General features: G+C 43.1%; 19 protein-coding genes. 6 read left to right on the top strand and 13 right to left on the bottom strand.

From position 1 onward, the window contains the following. The first annotated feature begins 117 nt into the window (after positions 1-117). Positions 118-786 carry a hypothetical protein gene (locus ACQ4LT_RS14210; protein WP_445666722.1) on the top strand — a complete coding sequence of 223 codons (669 nt, stop codon included), beginning with the start codon at positions 118-120 and terminating at the stop codon, positions 784-786. A 160-nt stretch (positions 787-946) separates the two neighbouring features. On the opposite strand, the gene ACQ4LT_RS14215 is transcribed toward ACQ4LT_RS14210, so the two are convergent. Then, positions 947-1,690: an SAM-dependent methyltransferase gene (locus tag ACQ4LT_RS14215; protein ID WP_445666723.1), complete on the bottom strand. Its 744-nt coding sequence runs from the start codon at positions 1,688-1,690 to the stop codon at positions 947-949. A gap of 230 nt (positions 1,691-1,920) precedes the next feature. On the opposite strand from ACQ4LT_RS14215, the gene ACQ4LT_RS14220 reads away from it, so the two are divergent. From ACQ4LT_RS14220 to rnhA, 4 genes are all read left to right on the top strand, one after another. Beyond that, positions 1,921-3,174, top strand: coding sequence for an OmpP1/FadL family transporter (locus ACQ4LT_RS14220; protein WP_445666724.1), 1,254 nt, complete (start codon positions 1,921-1,923; stop codon positions 3,172-3,174). A 20-nt stretch (positions 3,175-3,194) separates the two neighbouring features. Continuing rightward, positions 3,195-4,574, top strand: coding sequence for an SGNH/GDSL hydrolase family protein (locus ACQ4LT_RS14225; protein ID WP_445666725.1), 1,380 nt, complete (start codon positions 3,195-3,197; stop codon positions 4,572-4,574). Between the two features lie 117 nt (positions 4,575-4,691). After that, entirely contained in the window at positions 4,692-5,531 is an 840-nt protein-coding gene (gene pyrF / locus ACQ4LT_RS14230) for an orotidine-5'-phosphate decarboxylase (RefSeq protein ID WP_445666726.1), read from the top strand. Continuing rightward, positions 5,524-5,976, top strand: a complete 453-nt coding sequence (rnhA, locus tag ACQ4LT_RS14235) for a ribonuclease HI (RefSeq protein ID WP_445666727.1) — start codon at positions 5,524-5,526, stop codon at positions 5,974-5,976. The genes pyrF and rnhA overlap by 8 nt, the downstream gene beginning before the upstream one ends. A 150-nt stretch (positions 5,977-6,126) precedes the next feature. Here the strand turns inward: rnhA and tsaD are convergent, their stop codons facing one another. The 12 genes from tsaD to ACQ4LT_RS14295 form a co-directional block, all read right to left on the bottom strand. After that, on the bottom strand, positions 6,127-7,131 hold the full coding sequence (gene tsaD, locus ACQ4LT_RS14240) for a tRNA (adenosine(37)-N6)-threonylcarbamoyltransferase complex transferase subunit TsaD (protein ID WP_445666728.1): 1,005 nt from the start codon (positions 7,129-7,131) through the stop codon (positions 6,127-6,129). A gap of 139 nt (positions 7,132-7,270) precedes the next feature. Beyond that, positions 7,271-8,212, bottom strand: a complete 942-nt coding sequence (gene nadA / locus ACQ4LT_RS14245; RefSeq protein WP_445666729.1) for a quinolinate synthase NadA — start codon at positions 8,210-8,212, stop codon at positions 7,271-7,273. A gap of 21 nt (positions 8,213-8,233) precedes the next feature. Beyond that, entirely contained in the window at positions 8,234-9,097 is an 864-nt protein-coding gene (gene nadC / locus ACQ4LT_RS14250; RefSeq protein WP_445666730.1) for a carboxylating nicotinate-nucleotide diphosphorylase, read from the bottom strand. A gap of 11 nt (positions 9,098-9,108) precedes the next feature. Further along, on the bottom strand, positions 9,109-10,695 hold the full coding sequence (nadB, locus tag ACQ4LT_RS14255; RefSeq protein ID WP_445666731.1) for an L-aspartate oxidase: 1,587 nt from the start codon (positions 10,693-10,695) through the stop codon (positions 9,109-9,111). Between the two features lie 246 nt (positions 10,696-10,941). Beyond that, on the bottom strand, positions 10,942-12,915 hold the full coding sequence (gene dnaK / locus ACQ4LT_RS14260) for a molecular chaperone DnaK (RefSeq protein ID WP_445666732.1): 1,974 nt from the start codon (positions 12,913-12,915) through the stop codon (positions 10,942-10,944). A 164-nt stretch (positions 12,916-13,079) separates the two neighbouring features. Next, positions 13,080-13,505 (bottom strand): Hsp20/alpha crystallin family protein, encoded by a 426-nt coding sequence (locus ACQ4LT_RS14265; RefSeq protein WP_445666733.1) that lies wholly within the window; start codon positions 13,503-13,505, stop codon positions 13,080-13,082. Between the two features lie 138 nt (positions 13,506-13,643). Next, complete coding sequence (aroA, locus tag ACQ4LT_RS14270; RefSeq protein ID WP_445666734.1) at positions 13,644-14,930, bottom strand: 3-phosphoshikimate 1-carboxyvinyltransferase; 1,287 nt, start codon at positions 14,928-14,930, stop codon at positions 13,644-13,646. Positions 14,931-14,933: 3 nt separating this feature from the next. Beyond that, positions 14,934-17,924, bottom strand: coding sequence for a tetratricopeptide repeat protein (locus ACQ4LT_RS14275; protein WP_445666735.1), 2,991 nt, complete (start codon positions 17,922-17,924; stop codon positions 14,934-14,936). A 101-nt stretch (positions 17,925-18,025) separates the two neighbouring features. Further along, a complete protein-coding gene (locus ACQ4LT_RS14280) occupies positions 18,026-18,694 on the bottom strand; it encodes a CBS domain-containing protein (protein ID WP_445666736.1) in 669 nt (222 codons plus the stop codon). A gap of 24 nt (positions 18,695-18,718) precedes the next feature. Continuing rightward, positions 18,719-20,008: a GTPase HflX gene (hflX, locus tag ACQ4LT_RS14285; RefSeq protein WP_445666737.1), complete on the bottom strand. Its 1,290-nt coding sequence runs from the start codon at positions 20,006-20,008 to the stop codon at positions 18,719-18,721. 33 nt (positions 20,009-20,041) lie between these two features. Continuing rightward, positions 20,042-20,629, bottom strand: a complete 588-nt coding sequence (locus ACQ4LT_RS14290) for a hypothetical protein (protein WP_445666738.1) — start codon at positions 20,627-20,629, stop codon at positions 20,042-20,044. Between the two features lies 1 nt (position 20,630). Then, positions 20,631-22,763 carry a BatA domain-containing protein gene (locus tag ACQ4LT_RS14295; protein WP_445666739.1) on the bottom strand — a complete coding sequence of 711 codons (2,133 nt, stop codon included), beginning with the start codon at positions 22,761-22,763 and terminating at the stop codon, positions 20,631-20,633. Between the two features lie 112 nt (positions 22,764-22,875). Here ACQ4LT_RS14295 and ACQ4LT_RS14300 point away from each other — a divergent pair, with 112 nt between their 5' ends. Continuing rightward, the gene (locus ACQ4LT_RS14300) at positions 22,876-25,539 is read left to right on the top strand and encodes a hypothetical protein (protein WP_445666740.1); all 2,664 of its coding nucleotides are present in this window, start codon (positions 22,876-22,878) and stop codon (positions 25,537-25,539) included. Positions 25,540-25,548 lie beyond the last annotated feature (9 nt).

Genomic DNA, 25,548 nt, shown 5'->3' on the forward strand with positions numbered 1-25,548 from the left:
GCCCTGTCCCGACTTCTTGGGATGGGGCTTTTTTATTTGAGTTTATTGGGTGATACGTAATGCCTATCTTTTCCCATAATAAGACTTTTTGCGGAATACGAAACATGCATCACTTTTATGGATATCTTTAAGCTATTCTTCAATCACGACCTTCGTCTGGATAAGCTGGCCAAACGCAATGCCAATAAAACCAAAGAAGAGGTTGAGGCTACACTTGATGATTTTATGCAACCGGATCCCACCTATTCCAAATTTTACATCACCGGCACCCTGCTTGAAGACGAAAAGTTTGGGATCAACGTACTTTCAAAAAGTAACGCAATACTTGATAACCTCGGTTCTGCCTTCAAGAACTTTCAGTTTACCTCCACTACAAACAAATCATTTGATTCCTTTAGAGAAGGATTGGAAACTATTCATATTGGAGAAGCTTTAGTAATATCAAATAACAGCGAGTTACCTGAAATAGATTTAGCATCCCTATCTCTCGATACCGAATCAAAAGTGGGACATAAAAAAGATGAAATAAGAACGGTGATTGAGTCGGGAGCCTATCTCTTATATAAAGAACCTGCCCATCATGGATTTGACCTCCATTTATTTTCTGAGGAAAACATTTATCCGGTTCTTTTCAAAGCGTTCAAACCTTTGGTTGATAAAGAATTTCGATTTTTCAGCATCAATAACAAACGTATGCGATCAGAGCGACATTTCTACTTCGAAACATGGACATTAGATAATCCACCGCACGGTGCCGAAGAGGTTTTCTCTGAAACTATTCTATAAAAAGTTCGATAGGAAATATTTTCACTGATCTTTTTGATGGAGAGGGGGAATCCGGTATTCGTATACAGAGTACGGTATTTCAGCTCGCCTTTTCCCAATAGGGTATTTTCAACAGATAACATCCATCCCAATCCGAGGCAAATACCATTTTAGCCACCACTTATTTTGATAATCTACTAATTATCAGCAGTCGTGGACTCGTTTGGGGATCAAAGTCGCTGCCTTGGTAATCCCCGTTTACATCAATAATCTCCAGGTTCCTTTTATCCATCTCCTCTTTAAACCAATCTAACCCATACAATTTCACACGCTCCCAGTAAACACGCGGTTTATCCAATTTGTCGCCTGCAAATGCAATATCTTTGTGGATAGCTCCATTTTTGACGTAGCGCTTAATCTCATATCTAATCTCCTGAAACTCTCCCTCTTCCTCAGGCACAAAATCCTGCTTTACTTTTTCAGCATTTAAATAGTCGAGCACAAAAAGTCCCTCCTCTTTTAGCATTTTTGTAACACTATCCAGCACAGAAGCATTTTCCTCATCACTTTTAAAATAGCCAAAAGTCGTAAATAAATTTACGACAGCATCAAATTGCCGGGGCAATGGATCTCGCATATCACGAACTTCAAACTGCGTATTTTGCAATCCCAGTTCTTCTGCTTTCTCTTTAGCTGTTTTTATCGCTTCCGGTGACAAATCAATACCGGTGATCTCATAACCGCGCTTTGCCAGATTGTGGGAATGCCGTCCCCGGCCACAACCCAAATCAAGAATAGAGTGATATTGCTCTGATAACAGCGTTTCTTCTAAAAAATCAATTAGCTGTTCTGCTTCTTTCTCATCCCGATCCGCATACAGTTTTTCGTAAAGGGGACTGTCAAACCACTCTTCAAACCAATCCATAAAGCTATTTTATTGCTATTTACACTATTTAATGCACGAATGAAGTAAAAAAGTACGCTTATTGCAAACTGATACTTTTATATTTCCTTAGCTTTTAATTTTTTATAGTTAACAGTGTTAACATATTATATTTAAATAACTTACATTTTATTGTTTTTTACTGTATAAATTAACAGGGGAAACTCACCATTAGAATCCATCGCTTAATCTCAACTAAATATATTGAACCTATGCGAAGATTAATTGCCACCATATCTCTTATTTTATTGTGTTCGGGATCCGCTTTTTCCAGCGGATTTTCGATCTATGAGGCCAGTGTACGAGCCAATGGAGTGCTCGGCGCTTTCTCGGCCTATGCTGATGACGCGTCAACCATCTTTTATAATCCCGCCGGTTTAGGTGGATTGGAAGGAATAAATGTCACTGGCGGGGTTACCATGATTGCTCCTCGCTCTACCTTCCGTAACCTATCCCCCCTGGCTCCCACCGGTCAAAAAACTATAATGGAGAAGCAGGAATTTATGGTACCTAACTTCTACGGATCATATCAAATAACCGATAACCTAACGGCTGGTATTGGTGTAAATGCTCCCTTTGGGCTGGGTACAAAATGGCCCGAAAACTGGGTAGGCAGAGGTTCTTCCATTGAAACCAGCATCGAAACTATCTTTGTGACACCTGCCGTAGGATATGAACTATCTGATACGGGCATTGGTAATATTCGTATCGGTGCCGGATTGCGTATTGCTGCTCATGGAAAAGTTAAATTGAGCCGTGCTGTAACGAGCTTTTCACCGGAAGGTACTTTTGCTCTGGATGGAGATCTCAAAGAACCAGCTTTCGGATTTAATGCTGGCGTTCAATACGAACCCACTGATAAAATTACTTTCGGATTCACCTATCGAAGTGAAGTGACAACTGAGTTTGAAGGCGATGCCACTTTTGAAAATCTTAGTGTGGGCTTCCCCTCTTCGGCTCAAGGCGGTGCCGAAATCACGCTGCCCGCAAGTTATGTAGTTGCTGTTAATGTAGAGCCCATTGAAGGCTTAAGGACCGAACTCGACTACGTTTGGTGGGGCTGGTCAAGCTATGATGAATTAGCTATTGAGTTCGATCAACCTGTGCCAGCTCTCGGGGGCAGTACTATTGTAAATGAACGCAATTACAAAGACACATGGCAGCTGCGCTTTGGCGCCGAATACACCGAACTTCCTGTTGAAGGCTTAACGGTTCGCGGAGGCATTGCTTATGATGAGAATCCCATTCGCGATCGTTATGTAGATCCCACGCTGCCCGACTCCGATCGCTGGTTGTTTTCCGGTGGAGTAAGCTATCAGGTTACTGATTACTTTGCTGTTGATGCCTCATATATCTTTATCCGGGCCAAGCAGCGAAAAGTGACCAACACCCATGAAGGCGGCATTGACGGTGTTTACACTACCTATGCCAATCTTCCCGGTCTCGGCTTCACACTGAATTTATAAATGATTAAGGATATTACACTATGAGTTATTTAAAAAAATATATTAAAGGAATACTCTCGCTGGCGTTATTGCTGGCACTTGTAACAGGTTGTAAAGATTATCAGGATCTCGATGTTGATCCCGTTGATACCGGCGATGCTGATTTCTCTTCGTATGTAGCAGTAGGTAACAGTTTAACAGCGGGCTTTCAAAATAATGCCTTATACCAATCTGGCCAGAAATACTCATTTCCCAATCTACTTGCTCGACAAGTAAATCAGTCTGAAAACTTTGATCAACCGTTGGTTAGTGATCCGGGTATCAGCAGTGGTAACGGTCGAATCGAATTAACAAATTTAGAGCCGGTCGAAACGACCACAAATAGCTCTATGGGGTCACCAACCAATCAGGCTGAAAAACCCTTCTCTAACTTAGGTGTACCTGGTGCTGTACTTGTAGATTACGTCAACCCTAACAACTCCGGAGACCTGAAAGAACGTGCTACCAACGAAAGTCATCCTGCGTACAATCCGTTTTATGGTATTGTAATGGAACAGTCAGAACTTGCAAAAGATGCACCAAACTTGCACAATCAAGTTGCCAAACAACAACCAACGTTTATTACCTTCTGGTTGGGTAATAATGATGTGCTTGGATTTGTCACTTCCGGTGGTGAAGGACAATCCATTACTGATCCCAATAACTTTTCTCAACTTTATCAGGGATCAGTTCAAGCCATGGCTTCAACCGGTGCCAATGTCGTTGTTTATACCATACCTGATGTAACAACAATACCCTATGTCTTCTACCTAAGAACACAATTAGAGCAACAAGGCGCTATAGTATTTAACGACGAGACTCAGAGTTATCAACTCGTTACAGAGCAAGGAAATCTCGATATTTATATTGAGACTGATGGAGGATCACGCGTAATGCGTCAAGCTGACTTTCCACTACTTTCAGCCCAGTCTTACTTTGCTAAAGTTCAAGCTGAAGAAATTCAACCTCCTGTTCAACCACAAACAGCAATTCCCGATGAATTGGTACTTGACGGACCTGCAGGTGGACCTCAAGGTAGCTCTGAACTTGAACAGGCAGCCGGTGCTATTCAACAATATAATGCTACCATTGAAAATTCAGCTTCATCAGCTGGATTTACTGTTGTCGATATCAATCAAATCTTTGCTGAAACTTTTAACTCATTTCAAAGTTCCGGTGGAGAAAACGGCTATCAAACTAATGATCTAAATCTTCGCCCTGTACCGGGAGAACTATTTAGCTTTGACGGCGTTCACCCTACCAACAGGGGATCGGCTGTCATTGCCAACGAAACCATTGAGGCTATTAACAACTCGATGAATGCTGGAATTGAGCAAATAAACGTTTCTAAAATTCCGGAAGGGTTTCCCGTAGCAAATTGACACACAATTCCAATTAATTTTCAAGCGGAGGGTCTTCCCTCCGCTTTTTTTATTTACAGAGATTTCGATTCCTCCCTGCCCTTTGTATCTTCCGCTGAACTTAAAATGATTTACAGTATGACTTTTAACGCAAAACTCAAAGCGGCCGTACAGGCTACGCAATCTACCCTTTGTGTAGGACTCGATCCCAACCTGGAGTTGATGCCGGATCCTATTACTTCAACGGATCAATCCGATCCCCAAAAAGTGGAAACGTTTCTAAAAAAAGTAATCGACGTAACCGTAGAACACTGTGCCGCTTATAAACCGAATCTCGGATTTTTTGAAGCACTGGGGGCTGATGGATTGGATACGTTTGATGCCATCTTAGATCATATCCCGGAAAATAAAATTATAATCGCCGATGCAAAGCGGGGCGACATCAGCTCTACTGCGGAACATTACGCCAACGCTTTTTTTCAGCATTTTGACATAGATGCGGTAACCCTTAACCCTCTGATGGGCTTTGAAACACTGAATCCATTTCTGAATGATATCTCTAAAGGAATTTATGTACTTACGTTAACTTCGAATCCCGGAGCCAAAGATATTCTGCTCAAACAATTAGCGGGCGGACAGACGGTATCCAACTTCATCGCCAAAGAGCTAAACAGGAAACAGCAAGACAGCAAGACATCTATCGGGATGGTTGTCGGAGCAACCAAGGCCAGCGAATTAGAATTGGTTATCAAAGAATTCTCCGCATCACCGCTGCTCATTCCAGGCGTTGGCAAACAAGGCGGCTCAATTTCTGCATTGAATAAATCATTGGAACAACACACGGCCATTCCCCTTATCAACTCCAGCCGAAGTATTATTTATGCAGGTAAAAACGCAGCCAATTGGAACCGACAGGTAGCTGAATCTGCAAAAAATTTAAAAACGAAATTAGCTCCAATAACAAAACGCTATGTCTAAAAAGAAGAAAAAAACGGTTATAGTATTTACAGACGGCGCATGCAGCGGAAATCCCGGTCCCGGTGGTTGGGGAGTCTTGTTGCAATGGAATAACAAAGAACGCGAAATAACCGGCGGGGCTGATCATACTACCAATAACCGCATGGAGATGCGCGCCGTGATTGAGGCTTTAAATGCTCTCAATCAACCGTGCCATGTAAAAATTCACAGTGATAGCGCTCTTATCGTCAATGCCTTTAAACAAGGCTGGGTAGATGCCTGGCTGAAACGCGGATGGAAAAAAGCCAATAAAAAACCGGTCGAAAATCAGGATTTATGGGAGGAAATGCTCACAGCCATGCAACCGCACGATGTGGAGTGGATAAAAGTTAAAGGGCACTCCGATAATGAGCGGAATAATCGCGTGGATGCGTTAGCGGTCGAGGCTTCGAAACGTTTTCAATAACAATGTCATTCTGAATTTGTTTCAGAATCTATCAGTCGAATCAAACATTTCAGATCCTGAAATAAATTCAGGATGACACGAAATAATTCTATGTAGAAAATCGTAAGTGAAAGGTCTAAAGAGAGGAATTTAACTTTAGATTCTCTACTTTTAACTTAAAACTTGTTTCAAGTTTGCAAAAGGCTTCATATCCATTTGTGCATACATACCTCGCTGAGCCATCATATAGCCCGTGATGGCAATCATGGCCGCATTATCGGTGCAATAGGCTAATTTAGGGATATGCAGCTCACAACCAGTTTCCAAAGCTAATTCATTGGCTTTTCTTCGCAACATAGAATTAGCCGATACTCCTCCCGCCAAAGCGATGGTCTTTACTCCGGTATACTCAATAGCATTACGAAGCTTCTTCACCAACACCTCCGTAATCGCATACGATACACTGGCACAAATATCATCCAGGTGATCTTCCAAAAATTGCTCTCGATTATCCTGATCTTCCAGGAAGTATTTAACTGATGTTTTGAGTCCTGAAAAGCTGAACTCAAAATCGTTATCCAACATCGCCTGCGGAAAATCATGGAAATCAGGATCTCCATACTGTGATCGCTCATCAATAACCGGTCCCGCCGGATATGGCAAACCCAAAATCTTTCCTATCTTATCAAAGGCTTCCCCGGCGGCATCATCACGGGTTTGTCCCAATAGTTGATGCTCAAAAGGGGCTGTAACATAAACAAGCTGGGTGTGTCCCCCCGATACGGTAAGCGATACAAACGGATATTCAGGCTGATCATCAATAAAATTGGCATAAATATGGGCGTCCATGTGGTTTACTCCCACCAGCGGGATATTACGAGAAAGACATAATCCCTTAGCAAAACAGAGGCCCACCAACAGTGATCCCATCAGCCCCGGTCCCTGCGTTACCGAAACAACGTCAATATCGGATAGTGGAGTATTCCCCTCATCAAGTGCCTGCTGTACGGTGTGCCAAATGGTCTTGTGGTGCGCGCGCGAAGCCAGCTCTGGCACTACCCCGCCGTACTGTTCATGAACCGCCTGAGAGGCTATTATATTCGACTGAAGCCCATCATCGGTATAGACAGCAGCCGCCGTCTCATCACACGATGATTCAATGCCTAAAATATTCATATCTATCACAATTGCTTTTGAAACAATGTACAAAGCTGTGCAAAGAAAACACGAACTATCACAAAGATTATCTAATAAAACTTTGTGAATTTTTCGTAAGTTTTCGTATCACAATTTCATTTAAATTGAGAAGTTTTAGTTACGCAATACTCAGCATTCGTTCGATTGGCAGATGGGCACGCTCGGCCAACTCCCCTTCTACTTTCACTTCGTGCTGCTCATACTTCAGTGAATCATATAATTTCTCAAGCGTGATCATCTTCATAAACTCACAAACCGCATTTTCATTGGCCGGATGGAATTTTTTGCCCGGATTTTCTTTCCGCATGCGATGCAAAATGCCGGTTTCCGTCGCCACGACAAACTCATCAGCATCCGACTCTTGAGCTCGGTTCAGCATACCACTTGTAGAATGGATATGCCCATCTTCGCAATCGAAGTACATCGCTGACTTCATCATGCACGAGGTTGAGCATCCGCACTCGGGATGAATCAACATCTCAGCTTCGGGATATTCTTCCTGCTTATCAGAAAGATTCAGCTCTCCAATCTTTTCGTGAACGTGGCAAGCGCCATCCCAAATATTGAGCTCGCGACCGGTAACCATCTCAATATATCCACCCAGGAACTTATCGGGCAAAAATAAAATCTCTTTATCTTCCGGTATCGTATTAATCACATCCACCGCATTTGAAGAAGTGCAGCAGTAGTCGCACTCTGCTTTTACCTCAGCTGTTGTATTGATATATGTCACCGTAACAGCATCGGGATGTTCTGCTTTCCATTCGCGCAGCTGTTCGACGGTAATACTGCCGGCCAGTGAGCAACCGGCTTCTAAATCCGGGATAAGCACCTTTTTATCGGGAGAAATGATTGAGGCTGTTTCGGCCATAAAATGGACGCCGCAAAAGATAATCATCTCGGCATCGGTTTTTGCCGCTTGATGCGAGAGGCCCAGGGAATCACCAATATAGTCGGCAATATCCTGTACTTCGGGGACCATGTAATTGTGGCCCAGAATCACGGCATTCTTTTCTTCTTTCAGTTCTTTTATCCCATCAATTAACTCTTGGGTATTCATAATAACTATTCCGTTTTCATTCTATTTATAAATTTCTTGTAACTGCTGACTGATATCAAAAGCGGTCACTGAATGTGTCAGTGCTCCAACAGAAATATAGTCAACTCCTGTAGAGGCTACTTCTTTAATCCTATCCAGGGTAATATTGCCGGAGGCCTCCGTTTCGGCTTTTCCATCTATTAACTCCACCGCTTTCTTCATCATAGCAATACTCATATTATCGAGCATAATGATATCAGCACCTGCAGCCAAGGCTTTTTTGACCTCTTCTAAACAGGTCGTTTCAACTTCAATGCGTACAGCAGGGGCATTCGTACGAACACCCTGTACGGCAGCTGCAATACTTCCGGCTGCTACTATATGATTATCTTTAACCATCGCTAAATCAAAAAGCCCCATACGATGATTCGTCCCCCCGCCGGCAGCAACGGCCTGTTTATCCAGCAAGCGCAGGCCTGGCACTGTTTTTCGCGTATCTAATACCTTGGTATCCAACTCTCCGATCGCTTCTACATATTGTCGGGTCGTTGTTGCAATACCCGACATACGCTGGGCAATATTCAATGCAATACGTTCGGCCGTCAAGATAGCACGGCAACTTCCCTTTATTGTCACGAGGGGTGTTCCCTTTGATACCTTTTCTCCTTCATCTACATGAGGAGACCATTCAATTTGAGGATCCAGCTTTTCAAATACGCGCCGGGCAACCGCAATTCCTGCAATTACACCTTCTTCCTTTGCAATCCAAACCGCTTTGGCTTGGCAACCTTCATCTACAACAGCATCTGTAGTCACGTCGCCGCTGCGCACATCTTCCTCAAAAGCACGTTCAATGAGTGCTTCAATAGCGTCATTTTTTTCTAATGTTGTTTCTACATCCTTCATTCTTCAAATACCTATGCCGACAGTGTTTCTAAATTTTCTTTCTGGTAGTGAATTGGGGCTGATGAGGACTGCAACTCAGGAAAATCACTGCGTGTATGAACGCCCCTGCTTTCTTCTCTTGCTAAAGCAGAACGACTAATAAGTTTTGCTACCTTAATTAAGCCTTTCGAGCGAAGGTAGTAATATTCTTTGTCAACCGGTGATAACTGACCTTCCAAAATTGCCAGCCTTTCCAATGCTTTTTCTAATCCTTCTTTGCTGCGCCTTATCCCCACATAGTTACTCAACAATTCTGCCGCCTGTTGCTGTAGTTCAGTAAATAAGCTCTCCTGCTCATCATCGATCTCAAATTTCGTTGACACCGTTTGTTTGTCTACCGATATATCATTTTCCTTAGCAACATCAATTGCTCGCTTACTAAATACCAGGCATTCCAGTAACGAGTTACTGGCCAGTCGATTAGCCCCATGAATACCTGTTGCAGCAACTTCACCGCAGGCGTATAATCCTTTAATGAATGTCCGCGCATGAAGATCCGTTTCGATACCCCCAATACAGTAATGAGCAGCAGGTGCTACCGGAATTCCTTCATCTCGCAGGTCAATGCCCTGTTGCTCTATACGCCGAATTAACGTTGGAAAATAGTTGCGCAATTCATCAATATCCAAGTGGCTTACATCCAAGTAAACATAATCTGTTTCCTGATTCTGTATCTGCCTGAAAATCTCTTGTGAAACGACATCACGCGGGGCTAATTCTTGCTGGGGATGTTCTGCCATAAAACGTTCGCCGGCCTCATTATACAACCGGGCCCCCTCGCCTCTTACTGCTTCACTAATTAAAAACGTAGATCCATCCCCCGCATAAAAAGCCGTTGGATGAAACTGTACAAATTCAAGATCGCGTAACGTAACCCCGGCATTATATCCCAGCCACAAACCATCTCCCGTTGAAGTATGTGGATTGGTGCTTCTTTGATAAAGACCCGAGTACCCGCCGGTTGCTAATACTGTAACCGGACTTTGAACCTTTAACAACTGTTCTTTTTTATACAAATAGGCACTGGCTCCCGTACATCGATCACCATCAGTACATAATTCGTAGGCAAAAGCATACTCAATAACTTCGATATTCGACTGTTGCTGTACCCGTTCGGCAAGAAATTCAACCAACGCTTTCCCGGTAGCAGCACCATTAGCATGAAGCACTCGTCGGTTGGAATGCCCTCCTTCCAGACCAAGTTCAATATCTCCGTTTTCAGTATCGAATGGCATTCCATGCTCAATAAGTTCTTGGACTCGCTTGGCCCCCTCCTTAACAAGAATATCAACAGCCTGCTGATTACAGATACCGCGCCCTGCCTCAAGAGTATCATTCTTATGGCTTTCGTAGCTGTCCTGATCATTCAAAACAGCGGCAATACCACCTTGCGCCCAATAACTGCTGCTGGCTTCGAGGCTCGATTTGGTGATGAGTATTACATTACCGTATTGACTGGCACGCCAAGCCGCATGTAGGCCGGCTGCACCACTACCAATGATAAGGAAATCGGTTATTGAGGTGTTGCTGTTCACTTCTTGGGGGTAAATAAAATTCAATCAAATATAAGGCATTATATGCATCTCACCTAACATCCCACCCCTTTACTGGAGTTTGGTAGCCAAGTGCCCATACTCTTTTTGTTCTATCATTTTCCCAGTTTATTTGCGCTCAAGAATTGGGGGAAATACATTCACATTGTGGCTAACGAAAATAATAAACCTCCATCATTATTATTATAAAAAAAAAGCCCTCCATCAGTAAGATGGAGGGCCTCAAATCAGTGATAAATCTTCAGCTGATGATTATTCTTTGTCCTCGTCATCGACGACTTCAAAGTCAGCGTCAACAGCATCTTCATCTTCTTCACTATCTTGATCAGCTTCGGCGCCAGCGGCTCCGTTTGGAGCTCCGCCTCCGGCGGCTGCTCCTGCAGCGGCTCCCGGTCCGGCAGCACCAGCTCCGGGTTGACCTTGGGCAGCGCCCTGATAAATCTCTTGCGAAGCTTCTGACCATGCGTTATTCAACTCTTCCATGGCATCATCGAGCTCGTCCACTTTCTCTTGATCGTGGAGCTCTTTCACTTTCTCAAGAGCAGCTTCGATTTTTTCTTTGTTTTCGTCAGAGATTTTATCTTCGTGCTCATCAAGCTGCTTGCGTGTTGAGAATACAAGACTGTCTGCCTTGTTTAATTTCTCAGCACGCTTGCGAATTCGCTCGTCTTCCTCTTCGTGCTTCTCAGCTTCTTCTTTCATCTTCTCAATTTCTTCTTCGGAAAGACCAGAAGAGGCCTCGATACGAATACTTTGTTCTTTGCCTGTTCCTTTGTCTTTGGCACTTACGTTGAGCACACCGTCAGCGTCAATATCGAATTTAACCTCAATCTGAGGCACACCGCGTGGTGCCGGTGGAATACCATCCAAGTGAAAGCGTCCAAGCGTTCGATTGTCCTGAGCTTTTGCACGCTCACCCTGCAGCACGTGGATTTCTACGCTGGTCTGGTTATCAGCAGCAGTAGAGAATGTTTCTGTCTTGCTGGTCGGGATGGTCGTATTTGCCTCTATAAGCTGTGTAGACACTCCGCCGAGCGTTTCAATACCGAGTGACAGCGGCGTAACATCAAGCAGTACAACATCATCAACATCGCCGGACATTACACCGCCTTGAATAGCAGCACCTACAGCTACAACTTCATCGGGGTTTACGCCCTTGCTTGGATCTTTGCCAAAGAAATCTTTAACAATTTCTTGAATTTTTGGAATTCGGGTAGATCCACCAACCAAGATAACCTGGTCGACATCATTCTTCGATAGATTTGCATCGTCCAGAACCTTCTGGCAAGGATCAAGCGTCTTCTGAACCAGATCATCAATCATCTTTTCAAACTGCGAACGAGTGATGTCAATGTTCAGATGTTTGGGTCCGGAATCCGTAGCCGTAATAAACGGCAGATTCACATTCGTTTTTTGTGAACTTGATAGCTCAACCTTGGCTTTTTCGGCAGCATCCTTCAATCGCTGCATCGCCATTGGATCATCCCGGAGATCGATCCCCTCGTCTTTCTTAAACTCTTTAGCCAAATGATCAATTAAACGAGAGTCAAAGTCATCGCCACCTAAGTGAGTATCACCACTTGTAGATTTTACTTCAAACACGCCGTCACCGAGCTCAAGAATAGAGATATCAAATGTACCACCACCAAGGTCGTACACAGCAATAGTCATATCCTGATCTTTCTTATCAAGACCATAGGCCAGTGAAGCAGCAGTTGGCTCGTTTATAATTCGTTTTACATCGAGACCGGCAATTTCTCCGGCTTCCTGAGTAGCTTTACGCTGTGCATCATTAAAGTATGCAGGAACCGTAATAACCGCCTCCGTTACATCATCTCCAATATACTCTTCAGCCGTCTGCTTCATCTTCTGAAGCACCATAGCTGAAATTTCCTGAGGAGTATATGTGCGGTCTTCAATCTGAACGCGGGCCGTATTATTATCGCCCTTTACAATTTCGTAAGAGGCTTGCTTGGCTTCTTCCTCCACTTCGTCGTAGAAGCGGCCCATGAAGCGCTTAATTGAAGAAATCGTTTTTTCCGGATTTGTTATCGCTTGTCGTTTAGCAGGTGCACCAACTAGGCGCTCACCGTCTTTGGAGAAAGCCACAACCGATGGGGTTGTTCGACCGCCTTCTGAGTTTTGAATAACAGTAGGCTCATTTCCCTCCATTACGGCAACGCAGGAGTTGGTTGTACCTAAGTCAATTCCTATAATCTTACCCATAATAGTAGTTTATTATTTTTTGTTGTTTGTTTAATTCTTTGTGCAATTTCTTGTATTTCATGTCATCCCGAACTTGTTTCGGGACCAATGAAAATGAATAATAATTCGTTTCGCAGTGCTGATGCTGATCCCGAATACTCGGGACAGCGCGACACTCAAAATCTTTATTTAATCGGAATCGATTCTGCATCACTGAGAACATCCGATTTGGGCATTGTAATTGTTAATACCCCATTTCGGAATACCGCATCGATTTCAGCAGTATTCACATTTTCAGGCAGCGCAAACGAGCGCGAAAACACACCCGTCGAACGCTCCTGACGACGATAGACCTCAGAATCATCTAACTCTTCAGCCCGTTCGCCTTTCACTGTTAAAACATGCTCTTTCAGAGCAATATTAATTTCTTTCTTTGACAAACCGGGCAAATCCAATTCAATCGCATAGGTTTCATCACTTTCTACAATATCACACGCCGGAGTAAAATCATGTCCTCTATCTTCAAGAGGTACAATACGTTCTACAAAGTTTTGTATGTCTTTTCCCAGCTTGTTCAACTGTCGCTCAATATCAACTGTAAAATCATTCATGGATTTACCCATTTGTTTCATATTCACTTTTATATGAGCAATCACAATGCCAAGCTATAAAGGTGGGGTACTTTTATGACGTATTGGCATTATTACGTCATCAACAAGAGTGAATTGTCAGATTTGCGGATTGGCCAATCAATTCGTCAGAAGTGACAGATCATCCCAGAATGAGGGGTAAGAAATGGCAGTACATTCGGCATGCTGTATTTGGGATGATTGATCTCCCATCATACTCAATACTGCGGCCGACATAGCAATGCGATGATCATGATAACTTTTAAAGGATGCCGATTCCGACACAAAATTGGGATCGCCTTTGATTTCAAATCCATCCTTATACTCGGTAAAGTCGGCACCGGCTTTCTCAAGCATCTCAGCCATCGCCGCTAAGCGATCCGTTTCTTTATGACGCAGTTCTTCGGCGCCGGATATGCGAGAAACACCATCGGCATAAAGCATAGCTATCATCAGAATTGGAATTTCATCAATGCAGTTGGGAACTATTTCTTCGGTAATTTCAACAGGCTGCAACTCTGAACTTACCACGCTTAAATCTGCTACTGGTTCTGCTCCCTCATCGTGCTCATTGCTCACGGTAATTGCAGCCCCCATTTGTTTCAGGATATTGAGAGCGCCAAAACGGGTTGGGTTCATTCCTACGTTAGGCAGTGTAATTTCTGCATTGGGATGGATGGCTCCTGCTACCAACCAAAAGGCTGCAGCCGAAAAATCGTTGGGAATACGATACGATTGCTCGGGAATTCCATCTTCCCGAGATGAATAGATATGCTTCTTTTCTCCTTTTTCTTCAATTGTCAGATTTAACAATCGTTCGGTATGATCGCGACTGGGAAGCGTTTCTATCACTTCGGTCTGCTCATCCCCAAATAATCCCGCCAGCAATACACACGATTTCAGCTGGGCACTCGGGATGGGCAAAGGAAAATGCAGCGGCTTTAATGATCTTGGACGACTAATGTCCAACGGAGCAAAATCATCTTCCCGAGCGGTAATTTCTGCTCCCATTTCGGTAAGCGGGTCAATAATCCGTTTCATCGTACGAGCTGAAAGTGATTCATCTCCCACAAGACGCGCCGGAACTCCCGATCCCGCAATAATACCGCTCAGCAGACGCATCGTCGTGCCGGAGTTTCCACAGTCTAAATCCCCTTCCGGTAGCTGCAGTCCATCTCTACCTGTACCTTCGACTTCCACCGTATTGCCATCCTCACGAATTGCTACTCCCAATCCACGCATGCACTCAATTGTACTGTGGGGATCGGCGGCAGAAGAAAAGTTACGAATAGTAGACCTGCCTTGGTGCAACGAGGCAAACATCACTGAACGATGTGATATTGACTTATCAGGTGGTAGTTTTATTGTTCCGTTTAGGGCGCGAGCAGGACTAACTTCTTTATCCATAATCTACTGTGAATCCAATAATTGCTGTGCATCTTTCGCCTGTGGGGTACCGGGATAATCTTCGATCAAAGTATTGAGTGTGGAACGAGCTTCTCCCCGTTGCCCCATTTGAATGTAGCTTTCTGCTTGCCGTAACAACGCCTTGGCAACCCAATTACTAAACGCCTCATACAAAATATTTACATTGGCATAAGCCTTGACAGCTTGCTTATAATTACCCTGCTGTTGATGAATTTCTCCCAGATAGTATTGGGCCTCAGCTCCCACTTCCGTCGTATTCGATTCGGCGATGGGAGATAACAGCTCTTGTGCTCGTTGATAATCCTCTTTTTCAATAGCAATTTTCGCCAGCCCTACCTTGGCAGGCTCATAGTCAGTATTATCATCCAGAGCTGCCTGGTAATACTTTTCGGCTTCAGACAAATTATTCATCGCCAATTGCGCATTCCCCATGCCGATATATGCTTCTTGCCGATACTTCTGTTCCTGCTCGACAAGTTGACTAAAATATTCAAATGACTGTTTATATTTTACCCGCGAATAAGCAATGCGTCCCAATGAGGCCAGGGAAGGTCCCACTCGTTCTGAATTTGGAAATTTTTCGACAATCATCTCATATTCATCCACAGCCTTGGCAATTTGATCGGTCTGCTCATAAGCATTGGCTAAATTAAAATGGGCATCAGGCAGTAGCTCCTGATTGTTGGTGATCCTGATATATTGCTGAAATTCATCAATAGCTGCTTGGTAATTGCCCGACTGCATACGGTTATCAGCCTGACGAAATCGAAGTCTGTCAGCCATCGAAGTCTGCGGATGATCAGCAATAAAATCCTCCAGAATAGCTGAACTTGAATCGGATTGTCCCATCGACATCTGCGAATATTGAATGCCGTTCACCGCTTCAATAATATACTCGCTCTGCGGATATCCCTCCATCACATCTTTATAAGCGGCAATAGCTTTTTCGTAATCACCGGCATTATAATAGGCATCACCAATATTGTATTGCGCACGCGCCGCCCATTCCGTATTCGGATACTTATTAATAACCTTCTGGAACTCTTCGACTGCCTGTGTATAATTTCCGGTATTTAAATAGATATAGGCAATATTATACTGGGTCTGCTCCACAAACTGACTGTACGGATAAATTCTAAGAAACCGCCGGAATGTTGTTACCGCTTCGTAGGTCTGTTCATCCCGATAGTAACTGTTCGCCATTTGATACATTGCATAATCGCCACCGGGCTCCGCTCCTATCGCTTCCTGATAATAGGAAATAGCATTTTCATAGTCACTAATTGCATAATAGGCATCTCCAATTCGCAATTGCGTATCAGTATCATAGGGATATAATGCCACGTCCGGCGCTTCATAATCCTGATAAAAGGTTTTGAATGGATCAATAGCCTGCTTGTAATCACCGTTTTTAAAATAGCTCCAGCCCAGTGCATAATTAGCCGGACCAACCATCTCATGATCGGGATAGCGATTAATAAATTCAGCAAACTGTTGGGCCGCCTGTCCATATTGCTGCAACTGGTAAAGGGCATCAGCACTCCAGAAAAGAGACTCTCGTCCCAGTTCAGTATCGGGTGCTTCAGTGTATACTGATCTAAAAATGGGCTGGGCCTGTTCATACGCATGATTACTATACTGAACCCATGCTTTTTGAAACTTGGCTTGGCGCTTTATGGCCGGATCGACATCCGTAACTTTCTCGGCTGCCTCAAAAGCCTGTAAAGCTCGGGTATATTCTTTATTCGCAAAATAGGCTTCGCCCAGTAAGGTATAGACCTTCCCTTTCCAGTCCAGCTCGCGATCACTCCGGACCAACGGTAGCAACGCATCAATGGCCTCGGTATGTCGACCAACTTCGTAAGCCGTAACAGCCCATTCATAATAGGCCCGCTCCACCCAGAGCCCTTCTTGAAAGCGATCTCCAAAAGTACGGAAGGTATTTAATGCATCAGCATATCGCGAACCAAGCTTTTCATTAACGGCTTTATAGTATAGGGCCTTTCGGGCCGTTTCATCATCTCCCTCAGCCGCTTTGCCAAACTCATCGGCAGCCCAGTGGTAAATCTCCTGTTTATGATACAACCATCCCAAGCCATAATGAGCTACACGTACTTCATCGGTCCCCTCATTAAGATTTATATACTGTTTGTAATACCTTGAGGCTTCATCATAATTACCCAGATAATTACTGCTTTCTGCAATTAAATAAACCGCTTTGGAACGCTGCTTATCATCAAGATGAGGTATTGCATTTTTAAGAGCTTCTATAGCCTCTTTGTAATGCCCCTGTTGGTAATAGGATTCTCCTAATGCAGTACCCACGCGACGGGCCATTTCGTTATTGGGATAGCGGTCTTTTAAAATTTCGAAGGCAACGCTTGAAGAGTCGTACTTATTTTCACTCAGATACAATCGTCCTCTGGCATATAATGCCTTGGGGGCCCATTCGCTTTTGGGATACTCCTCAGTCAACGTCATAAAATGCTGGCGCGCCTCCACAAAATTACTGTCGGATGCAGCTGATTCTCCCATCCAGTAATAGGCCTTGGCCGACTCCTTTTTATCCAGTCCTAATTTTAGGGCACGGCTATAATACGTTTCGGCCTGTTTGTAATGCCCTGCACTATCGGCCTGTTGGCCGAGATCAAACAGGAACTTCGAAGAATAAGGGGAGAATGGATAGTCATCGATAAATTCCTCAAAATATACTGACTTATTTGTGGTATCCGTTTTTGCCTTGGCGCGTGCTAAATAATAATTAGCTGTTGTAACAAGCTGATGATTCTCGTGATTCTCTAAAAAATGTTTAAATTCAGTAATAGACTCTTCAAAAAGTCCCTGATTAAAAAGAGTAACTGCATTATCAAAATCCTGAGAAACCGACTCCTGTACTTCTTGTGCATGAAGTTGCAAAAATCCGGTGAGTATACTGATAAGTAGTAAGCTAATTATTCGGCGCACGTTTACCATTGATCAAATAAAAATTCAGGGTTTCTATTATTACTGATAATATATCAAGAATTGCAGTTTTGTTCCGCAAATACAAGAAAGGAATTCCATTATACATAGATTTACATATCTATGTACTTAAGCAGTTCATCAGCTCGGTATTCCAAATCATTTTCGAGCACTGTGCTCTCTGATTCAGAGATAACAGAATATCCATACCGTTTTAGAGCAGCCGTTACGCGAGATATATCTTTCAAGTTCAGCTTTACTGATACTTCAAATGCCTGATGATTACCATCGGAACTTTCTACCGCCACGCCAAGTATTTTAGCACCTTCGGCCTCAATAATCTGCACAATTTCAGAGAGTGAAAAATCTATCGGCTCAATTTCTATTGTCAGTACAGACCCTTTTTGTTCGAGGTTCAACATCTTGGAGATCGCCTCCAGGATCTGCTGTTTGGTAATTACTCCCAGAAAGGTCCCTTCCTTATTCACCAGCGGAAGCAAATTTAACTCATACTGCAACATCAACCGAACACCTTCAAAGATGTGCTGACCTTCAAAAATTTTGACAACCTTATCCATTTGTAGGTCTGAAATCTGCTGATCGTCGTCTGCTCGTGAAAGCTGCTCTCGATCAATCTGACCAATAAGCTTTTGGGTAGTGGGATCCACTACCGGAAAAGCATTTACCTGTTCTTCTTTCATACGGTTCCTTACCGCATCAACAGTATCGGTACCTCGGAGAGGTTTAAAGTCTGACTGTGTTATGGATTTATTTGCAAGCATCGGTAGATAATATAATACGATTTATTACATAACTGATTCAGCCGTATCAATATTGTCGAGTATTGCGTTAAGCCGCATCAAATCTGCTTTATCTATACTAAACGTAAGCTTTATATCTGAACCTTCGTATTTTTTTTCTATAATATTTGCTTCGCGATGTAAAAACGCTACCCCTTCATATTTCGCTGCGGGGATGGACATGGTTTTTGTAACGAAATCTTCCTCAATAAGTTCCTTGATTCTATTTTCCAGCTTATCAAGACCAATTCCCCGCTCGGCAGAAATAAACACCGCATCGGGATAAGCCCGCTTCAGCTCGTTAATACGATGCGAATCAATGGTATCCATCTTATTAAATACGAGCAGACTCTTTTTATCGTTTACCTCCATATCCTCAAGGGTATCATCTACCACATCGATATAATCCTGAACCACCCGTGCAGAAGCATCTACTACATGTAACAAAATATCACATTCACGCACTTCATCGAGCGTGGATTTAAAACTGGCGATAAGATCATGCGGCAACTTTCGAATAAATCCAACAGTGTCTGACAGGAGTGCTTCGTGATTGCCAATTTCGTACTGACGCACGGTGGAATCGAGCGTAGCAAATAGACGGTTTTCAGCCAACACTTCAGTATTTGTTAATGCATTCATTAATGTAGACTTACCAGCATTGGTATAGCCAACAAGTGAAATACGTACTTTATCGGACCGGCCCTTACGCTGGGTCTGCCGCTGCTGATCGATTTTATCAAGCTTATCTTTAAGCGTAGCAATACGTTTGTCAATCATCCGGCGGTCCATCTCGATCTGGGATTCACCGGGACCACGAGTACCGATACCACCCTGCTGGCGCGACAAGTGTGTCCAAAATCGCGTTAATCGCGGTAATAAATATTGAAGTTGTGCCAGCTCTACCTGTGTTTTAGCAGCTGCTGTTTTTGCGCGCGAAGCAAAAATATCCAGGATCAATCCGCTGCGATCCAATACCTTAGCCTTTGTCTCCTTCTCAATATTTCGAATCTGTGTTGGCGAAAGGTCATCATCGAAAATAAAGGTATCCACATTTTTTTCTCCCTTCATCGATTTAAGCTGCCGAAGTTTACCGGATCCAACATACGAAGAGGGATCGGGGTGCATTCGGTTTTGTAAGACCTTGTCTACCGTCTTACCGCCAGCGGTATAGGTGAGCAGCTCAAGCTCATCCAGATATTCCTCAGCTTGGATACGCGGAGTTTCGGGTCCATAAACACCTACGAGAATGGCCCGCTCTTCAACAATGTCAGAATTTCGTATCTCTTCAAACAAATGAGTAAAATCTAAAAGTTGTGATTAATGTTGCTACAGCTCTTTAAACTGCTGGATATTTATATCTTCCTTAACATAACAACGAATTCGCCGCCCAAGTTTATGGGAAATTAATTTTTTAAAAGATTCTTCACGGTAATGGGGTACATCCAGCTCCAGCCGAATAAATTTCCCGGGACTATCGCCTTTATCGACACTATAAATGAAAATATAATGTATATGTGTTTTATGTTCGGTCTCCACAAAATCGCGAATCTGGTGCCAAGCTATGGTTTGCGACGGTTCATTTACATTTTTTACGATGCCGTGATCGGTAACAAATCGCTTTGTTGCCAGGTAACTGGCCGTAAACCAGCAAAAGCCCAGCCAGCTATACATCCCTGCTAATAATATTTCACTTGTTGCTTCGCGGTATATTGCTGTACCACCCGCTATAAAAACGGTAATCATAAAGAGGGTTGAAAACAGCGGGTATCCTCCCAACTTACCAGTCTTCCAGCTCAACCTCACATTACGCAACCGAATAACATTCACTACAGATATGGTAGCCAGTACAGCCGCACCCAACGTAAAGATGCCCAACATAAACCAAAGCATAATATCTGCATTAGTATTTATCATATTATATTGATGTTGATTCGGCCTTGTATAATCGCGTAACCAAAGTTTCTGTAACTAAAAAAAGCAATGCTATCCAAATAAACCAATTCCAAATTTCTTTTCCGAACACAGAAGATCCCAGTTGTTCATCCAATTTATCATTTGAGAGATCACCTGCAGCAATAATATCGGGCGTATGGGTCTTATCATCCAGTATGTTTTGCCATTGCTCTTTATTTAACGTATCAAAGTGTGATTCCATTATATCTTGATTTACAGCTACCTGCATTTTCTGGTCACCAGCCGATATTTCTAATATTCCAGGTTCCCATTCCCTTCCCTCATACACTATTCTCGTACCATCAGACTGTCGCTGAACCTCCGGTTTGTAATGCTTCCCATTTATCGAAAGTGTAACATCCGTTTCTGATATGGATTCCACCCATTTAAAGGTACTACCAAGATAATGCTGCTGAAGACCGCCTCTTTCGGGTGAAGATGCATACAATATGGTTCGGTAATACATGGGAGCAAAAAGTGGATTTACCGGGAAGTTTGACCAACCGGGATCAGCTCCCAACGTAGAAGTAAGTAACATTCCGTCCCCAAACCTGTGTTCGGCAAGCAAAACATCATCGTTTGCAGCTTCTAACAAAGTCAAACTATTGGAGTTTGAGGCAGGTTCATAATGGTAATAATAGAACAGCGAAGGCAAGTCAACCCGAAGTTCCTCATCCTCTTTTTTATCAAAGATACCATCCAAAACAGGATGTCCCTCTTCGAGTTCTCCCATTTTTGTAATGGTTTCAAAGGAACCGTACTCTCCAACCACATTATCAAAGCGACCAGCATTAAAAAGGGAAAAGAATTGATTATAGCTTTCTATTTCTCCCTGTTCAGAAGGAAAAAACAAAATTCCTCCTCCATCTTGAACATATTGGCGCAGCCCTTGATGCCAATATGAAGGAATACTTGTAAGTCCATTTAATATCAATCCATTGTAGTCTGTCCATTCCTCCTGCTCAATGCCATCTACCTGTTTTTCTTCAAATATGATACGGGCATTTGTTTGCATCGCTGCTTCTAATGTCGGGGCTATATACGATGTAAAAGAAGAGGACTCCCTGTTATTGTTAACTAATAAAATTGACCGCTGCCGGGGAATGTGTACTACAAAATGTCTTGTGTTATCAAAATCTACTTCGTCTCCTTCCAAAAAAATTTGGCCTGACAGATATCCAACTTCTTCCGGAACGAGCTCAAATAAAAATTCTTTGGTTTCTCCCGACTCTAACGATGTTTCATATTGGCCTGTCATCTCCCCTTCTATCTGCAACGAAACAAATTGATTGGCAACAGCCACATCACCCGTATTTTCAACTTCTACCGATAATGTTATCGGCGAACCCGGACTTAACAACTGACTCTCAAGAGAAACTGATTTGACAGCCACATTTTGTTGTTTGACCTCTTCCAGCTGGATAAGCTGCACTGATATCGACTTTGCTTTAGTCTCCTCACCAAGTTCAAGTTCTTCCAAACTTGATAGCTGACTACTCTGCCCATCAGAAACGATATACAGCACCGACTGGGTATCCCGTACATCCTTAAGCTGCTTATACATCTCCTTAAACTGACCTGCAGTGTAATTCCCCCGATTAACTGATGTAATATCATCCAGCAGTGTAATCGCCCGACTACCACCAACAAAACCGGTATTTGTTGCATCAGTAATATTTGTCGTTTTTATAAGAAATTTATCGTCGGAGTCCCCGTTTCTTATTATTCGGTCAACGATATCTTTGGCCTGCTTAATAAGCGGACCATTGGTTCCGATTCGGCTCATGCTCGCACTGTTATCAATCAAAATAGCAACAGATCGGGATTCGCCGGAACTTGCTGAGCCCGTTATAGTTGGAGGTAAAAAGGGACGGGCCAACGCAAGAGCTAAAAACAACACAGCCAACGTTCGCAGCGCAAGCAACAAATATTGTTTGATTCGTATACGACGAATTGTACTTTTACGAAGCTCATTAAAAAAGGAAAGGGTTGAAAAGGCAACTTTTTGTGGCCGTTTCAAATTAATCAAATGAATAATAACAGGTAATGTTACGGCCAAAAGGCCCACTAAAAATAAAGGATTAAGAAAGTTCATTTATACCAAAATTGTTACTTTTGCAGGCTTAAAATAAAATTGCCTATGCATAAGCTATTAAATAAACAGCGATATTTTAATAATTATTACGGAGAAAAATTTAGCCCCATTCATGAATACGTTTAAAGCTGCAGGACTCTTTTTATTTATCATTTTATTTTTAACGTCATGTTCAAATATTCCCGATCGCGAGTGGTCGGAGGCAGTACCAGAAGAAGCACCTTTTGTAATCATTCCCGATGAAGAAGCTTCGCTTAATTCAGTCCTTGATGCTTCCCGCACTCCTTTGTTGGATGATATTACTTCCTCAGCCGTTCAACTATTATCACGAATTGATTCTACAGCCCAGTCCCCGATTCCATTAAATGCTATTACACTTTATCCAGACGCTGATAATCAACTTGCCATTGTTTGGATGGCACAGGCCTCCGGCGGGTTTATAAAACGAATGCAGAATAACTTTTATCTGGATTTTGCACAAAACCAGTACTCTTTTAACAACGTCAAAATACATATTTTACATCTCGGGGATCGGAGACTTTTTGCCACGCAGCTTCATGACGATCTATTTATATCCGAATCAAGCCTGGCACTTGAAGAAACCATCCGAGCATATATAGGTACTCATCCACGGGCAAATCTGTCTGATATCACCCCCCAACCGGGGAACATCCTCATGAATACGCCCTCTCTTGACAAATGGGCTAAACAACTGTCCATGGTTACCTACCGCCCGATGATTAAAAATGCCCTCGAAGGTACAGAGCCAACCGTATTATCCGTCACGCAAGAAGGCGAAGGGCAGGGTAGCATGCTTGAACTTTCCGGCACCGTCCCGCTCAACGATAAGGTTCAATCCGATCTGGTAGCGGCCGTATCATCTACTAATGCACCTATTATTTTGGATCATTATATTTCGTCTAATGCAGCGGCTGCGGGACTATTTCGTCTTGAACCACGAAGCGTACCTCCCACCTCTCTGCCCGACACTACGCGCTTGGATTCAGTTCTCATCGACGATCAAATTGCATATTCGGATATTGCCAAGACACTCGAGCCGGAGTTTTCGCTGGTAATGTATGCACAGTCTGGATTCCTTTCTACCGGTGAACATCTCTTTCTGCGAAAAATTTCGGATGTGCCCGCTCTGCGACGAGCACTTAATTCACTGGCTCGTAATGATCACGTACAACGTAGTGGCGGTACATATGTCATTCAGAGTAATGTCGTTGCCCAACTAATAGGAAGCTCATTTTGTACATTCCAGAATTTTTATCTGGATATTATTGGAGATGTTGTTGCGATCTCTAAACGTAAAGGACTTGTCGAAGGCGTTTCCTCTGACCGCAGCCGTCGTCGTACCATGTACTATGAGCAGACATTTCGGGATATAAAAGAAGATCTTCCCGAAGAAATAAGCGGATTTTTTATCGGTAACAGTGATTTTTATTCATTTATAGAACCGTTTCTCTCTCCCAACAATTATCTTAATGCGCTCACTTCAAAATTTGATCTCCTAACTGCATCGACGACTGCAAATAGTGACAATAATTTTTCCTTCAGTTTAAAAGCGTATCAAACAGAAGACCGTTCAGCTCCTTATCAGGAGAAATGGCTATTCCCTACAGGAGCAGACTTAACGGGTAAACCAATTTTAGCTGATATTGGTGGCAGTGACAAAAATGAGGTCATTTTCGCTACGAAATCCGGCAACTTATATGCATTAGCAGCTGATGGAACGGTAGTACTACAAACCAATACCGGATCTGATACACCGATTGGATCTCCCGTTGTTTACGATTGGTATGGAACCAATCAAAATGTAATTCTGCTGGCAGCCGGAAATAAAGTATACGGGTGGGATGACAATGGAGAAATGCTTCCCAAGTTTCCTTTTGAACTCAACGAACAAATTACTTCGCCATTAGTCGTAGAAGATATCAACCGAGACGGACTGCCTAATGCTATGGTTGCTACGGCAAACAGAAAACTACACCTTATGAATGGTCGTGGTGAAAACATAAATGGCTGGCCTATTACATCAAATGCAGAAATTAGAACTACCCCAACAGTTACAAATTATCAAGGCATAACAACTATTTTTGCATTTGCTGAAAATGCACTGCACGGATGGCGGGCAAATGGCAATGAAAGGAACGGCTTTCCAAAATTTATTAATGCCTCATTAAATGGTTCCCCTGTGATATATGATAGTAATATTTTAGGCAACGCTGCCGACGGTTATCTTTATTCCATAGGACCCAATCAGCTATTTGCTGATTCCCTTAATGTCTTTGAGGCAAGTACCGAATCTTCTGATATCGAAGCCGTATATGCCTCAAATAGTGCATTAGTGGGAACTCCTTCTGTTCATAATTTAACCGTTCAGGATGGAGAACGAACTTATCGCGAGCCAATGATTTTAACAATGAGCTCAAATGGCTCGGTGTTTTTAATCAACCAGGAAGGACAGTTGCGATTTACTCAAAGTATGGGGCAACCGGCTGCACCAATGTTTTCACCCTTTGTCTCAGATATTGATAAAAACGGACAAGATGATGTTGTAGCATTAGCAAACTTCGGGCGCCTCTACGCCTGGGAAATAAGGAATGGCGAACGTATTTATTCGGTCCCTACCAGCGGCATGCAATATCCAATTGTCACAGATATCGATGGCGACGGATACAATGAACTGATTGCCCAAACGCGGGAAGGACTGCGCACGTGGACGATCTTCGGTACAGATGAAGAAGATAGCGAGGAATCCGAAGAGTAACAGCCACAG

The sequence above is a fragment of the Fodinibius sp. AD559 genome (assembly GCF_052712805.1).

Bases quoted from the DNA above. Each gene is read 5' to 3' on its own strand.
- dnaK (WP_445666732.1), bottom strand. From the start codon at position 12,915: ATGGGTAAGATTATAGGAATTGACTTAGGTACAACCAACTCCTGCGTT.
- nadC (WP_445666730.1), bottom strand. From the start codon at position 9,097: ATGAAGGATGTAGAAACAACATTAGAAAAAAATGACGCTATTGAAGCA.
- nadA (WP_445666729.1), bottom strand. From the start codon at position 8,212: ATGAATACCCAAGAGTTAATTGATGGGATAAAAGAACTGAAAGAAGAA.
- ACQ4LT_RS14275 (WP_445666735.1), bottom strand. From the start codon at position 17,924: ATGGTAAACGTGCGCCGAATAATTAGCTTACTACTTATCAGTATACTC.
- ACQ4LT_RS14215 (WP_445666723.1), bottom strand. From the start codon at position 1,690: ATGGATTGGTTTGAAGAGTGGTTTGACAGTCCCCTTTACGAAAAACTG.
- ACQ4LT_RS14210 (WP_445666722.1), top strand. From the start codon at position 118: ATGGATATCTTTAAGCTATTCTTCAATCACGACCTTCGTCTGGATAAG.
- ACQ4LT_RS14265 (WP_445666733.1), bottom strand. From the start codon at position 13,505: ATGAATGATTTTACAGTTGATATTGAGCGACAGTTGAACAAGCTGGGA.
- ACQ4LT_RS14280 (WP_445666736.1), bottom strand. From the start codon at position 18,694: ATGCTTGCAAATAAATCCATAACACAGTCAGACTTTAAACCTCTCCGA.
- ACQ4LT_RS14220 (WP_445666724.1), top strand. From the start codon at position 1,921: ATGCGAAGATTAATTGCCACCATATCTCTTATTTTATTGTGTTCGGGA.
- ACQ4LT_RS14225 (WP_445666725.1), top strand. From the start codon at position 3,195: ATGAGTTATTTAAAAAAATATATTAAAGGAATACTCTCGCTGGCGTTA.
- ACQ4LT_RS14295 (WP_445666739.1), bottom strand. From the start codon at position 22,763: ATGAACTTTCTTAATCCTTTATTTTTAGTGGGCCTTTTGGCCGTAACA.
- ACQ4LT_RS14300 (WP_445666740.1), top strand. From the start codon at position 22,876: ATGAATACGTTTAAAGCTGCAGGACTCTTTTTATTTATCATTTTATTT.
- ACQ4LT_RS14290 (WP_445666738.1), bottom strand. From the start codon at position 20,629: ATGATAAATACTAATGCAGATATTATGCTTTGGTTTATGTTGGGCATC.
- aroA (WP_445666734.1), bottom strand. From the start codon at position 14,930: ATGGATAAAGAAGTTAGTCCTGCTCGCGCCCTAAACGGAACAATAAAA.
- pyrF (WP_445666726.1), top strand. From the start codon at position 4,692: ATGACTTTTAACGCAAAACTCAAAGCGGCCGTACAGGCTACGCAATCT.
- tsaD (WP_445666728.1), bottom strand. From the start codon at position 7,131: ATGAATATTTTAGGCATTGAATCATCGTGTGATGAGACGGCGGCTGCT.
- rnhA (WP_445666727.1), top strand. From the start codon at position 5,524: ATGTCTAAAAAGAAGAAAAAAACGGTTATAGTATTTACAGACGGCGCA.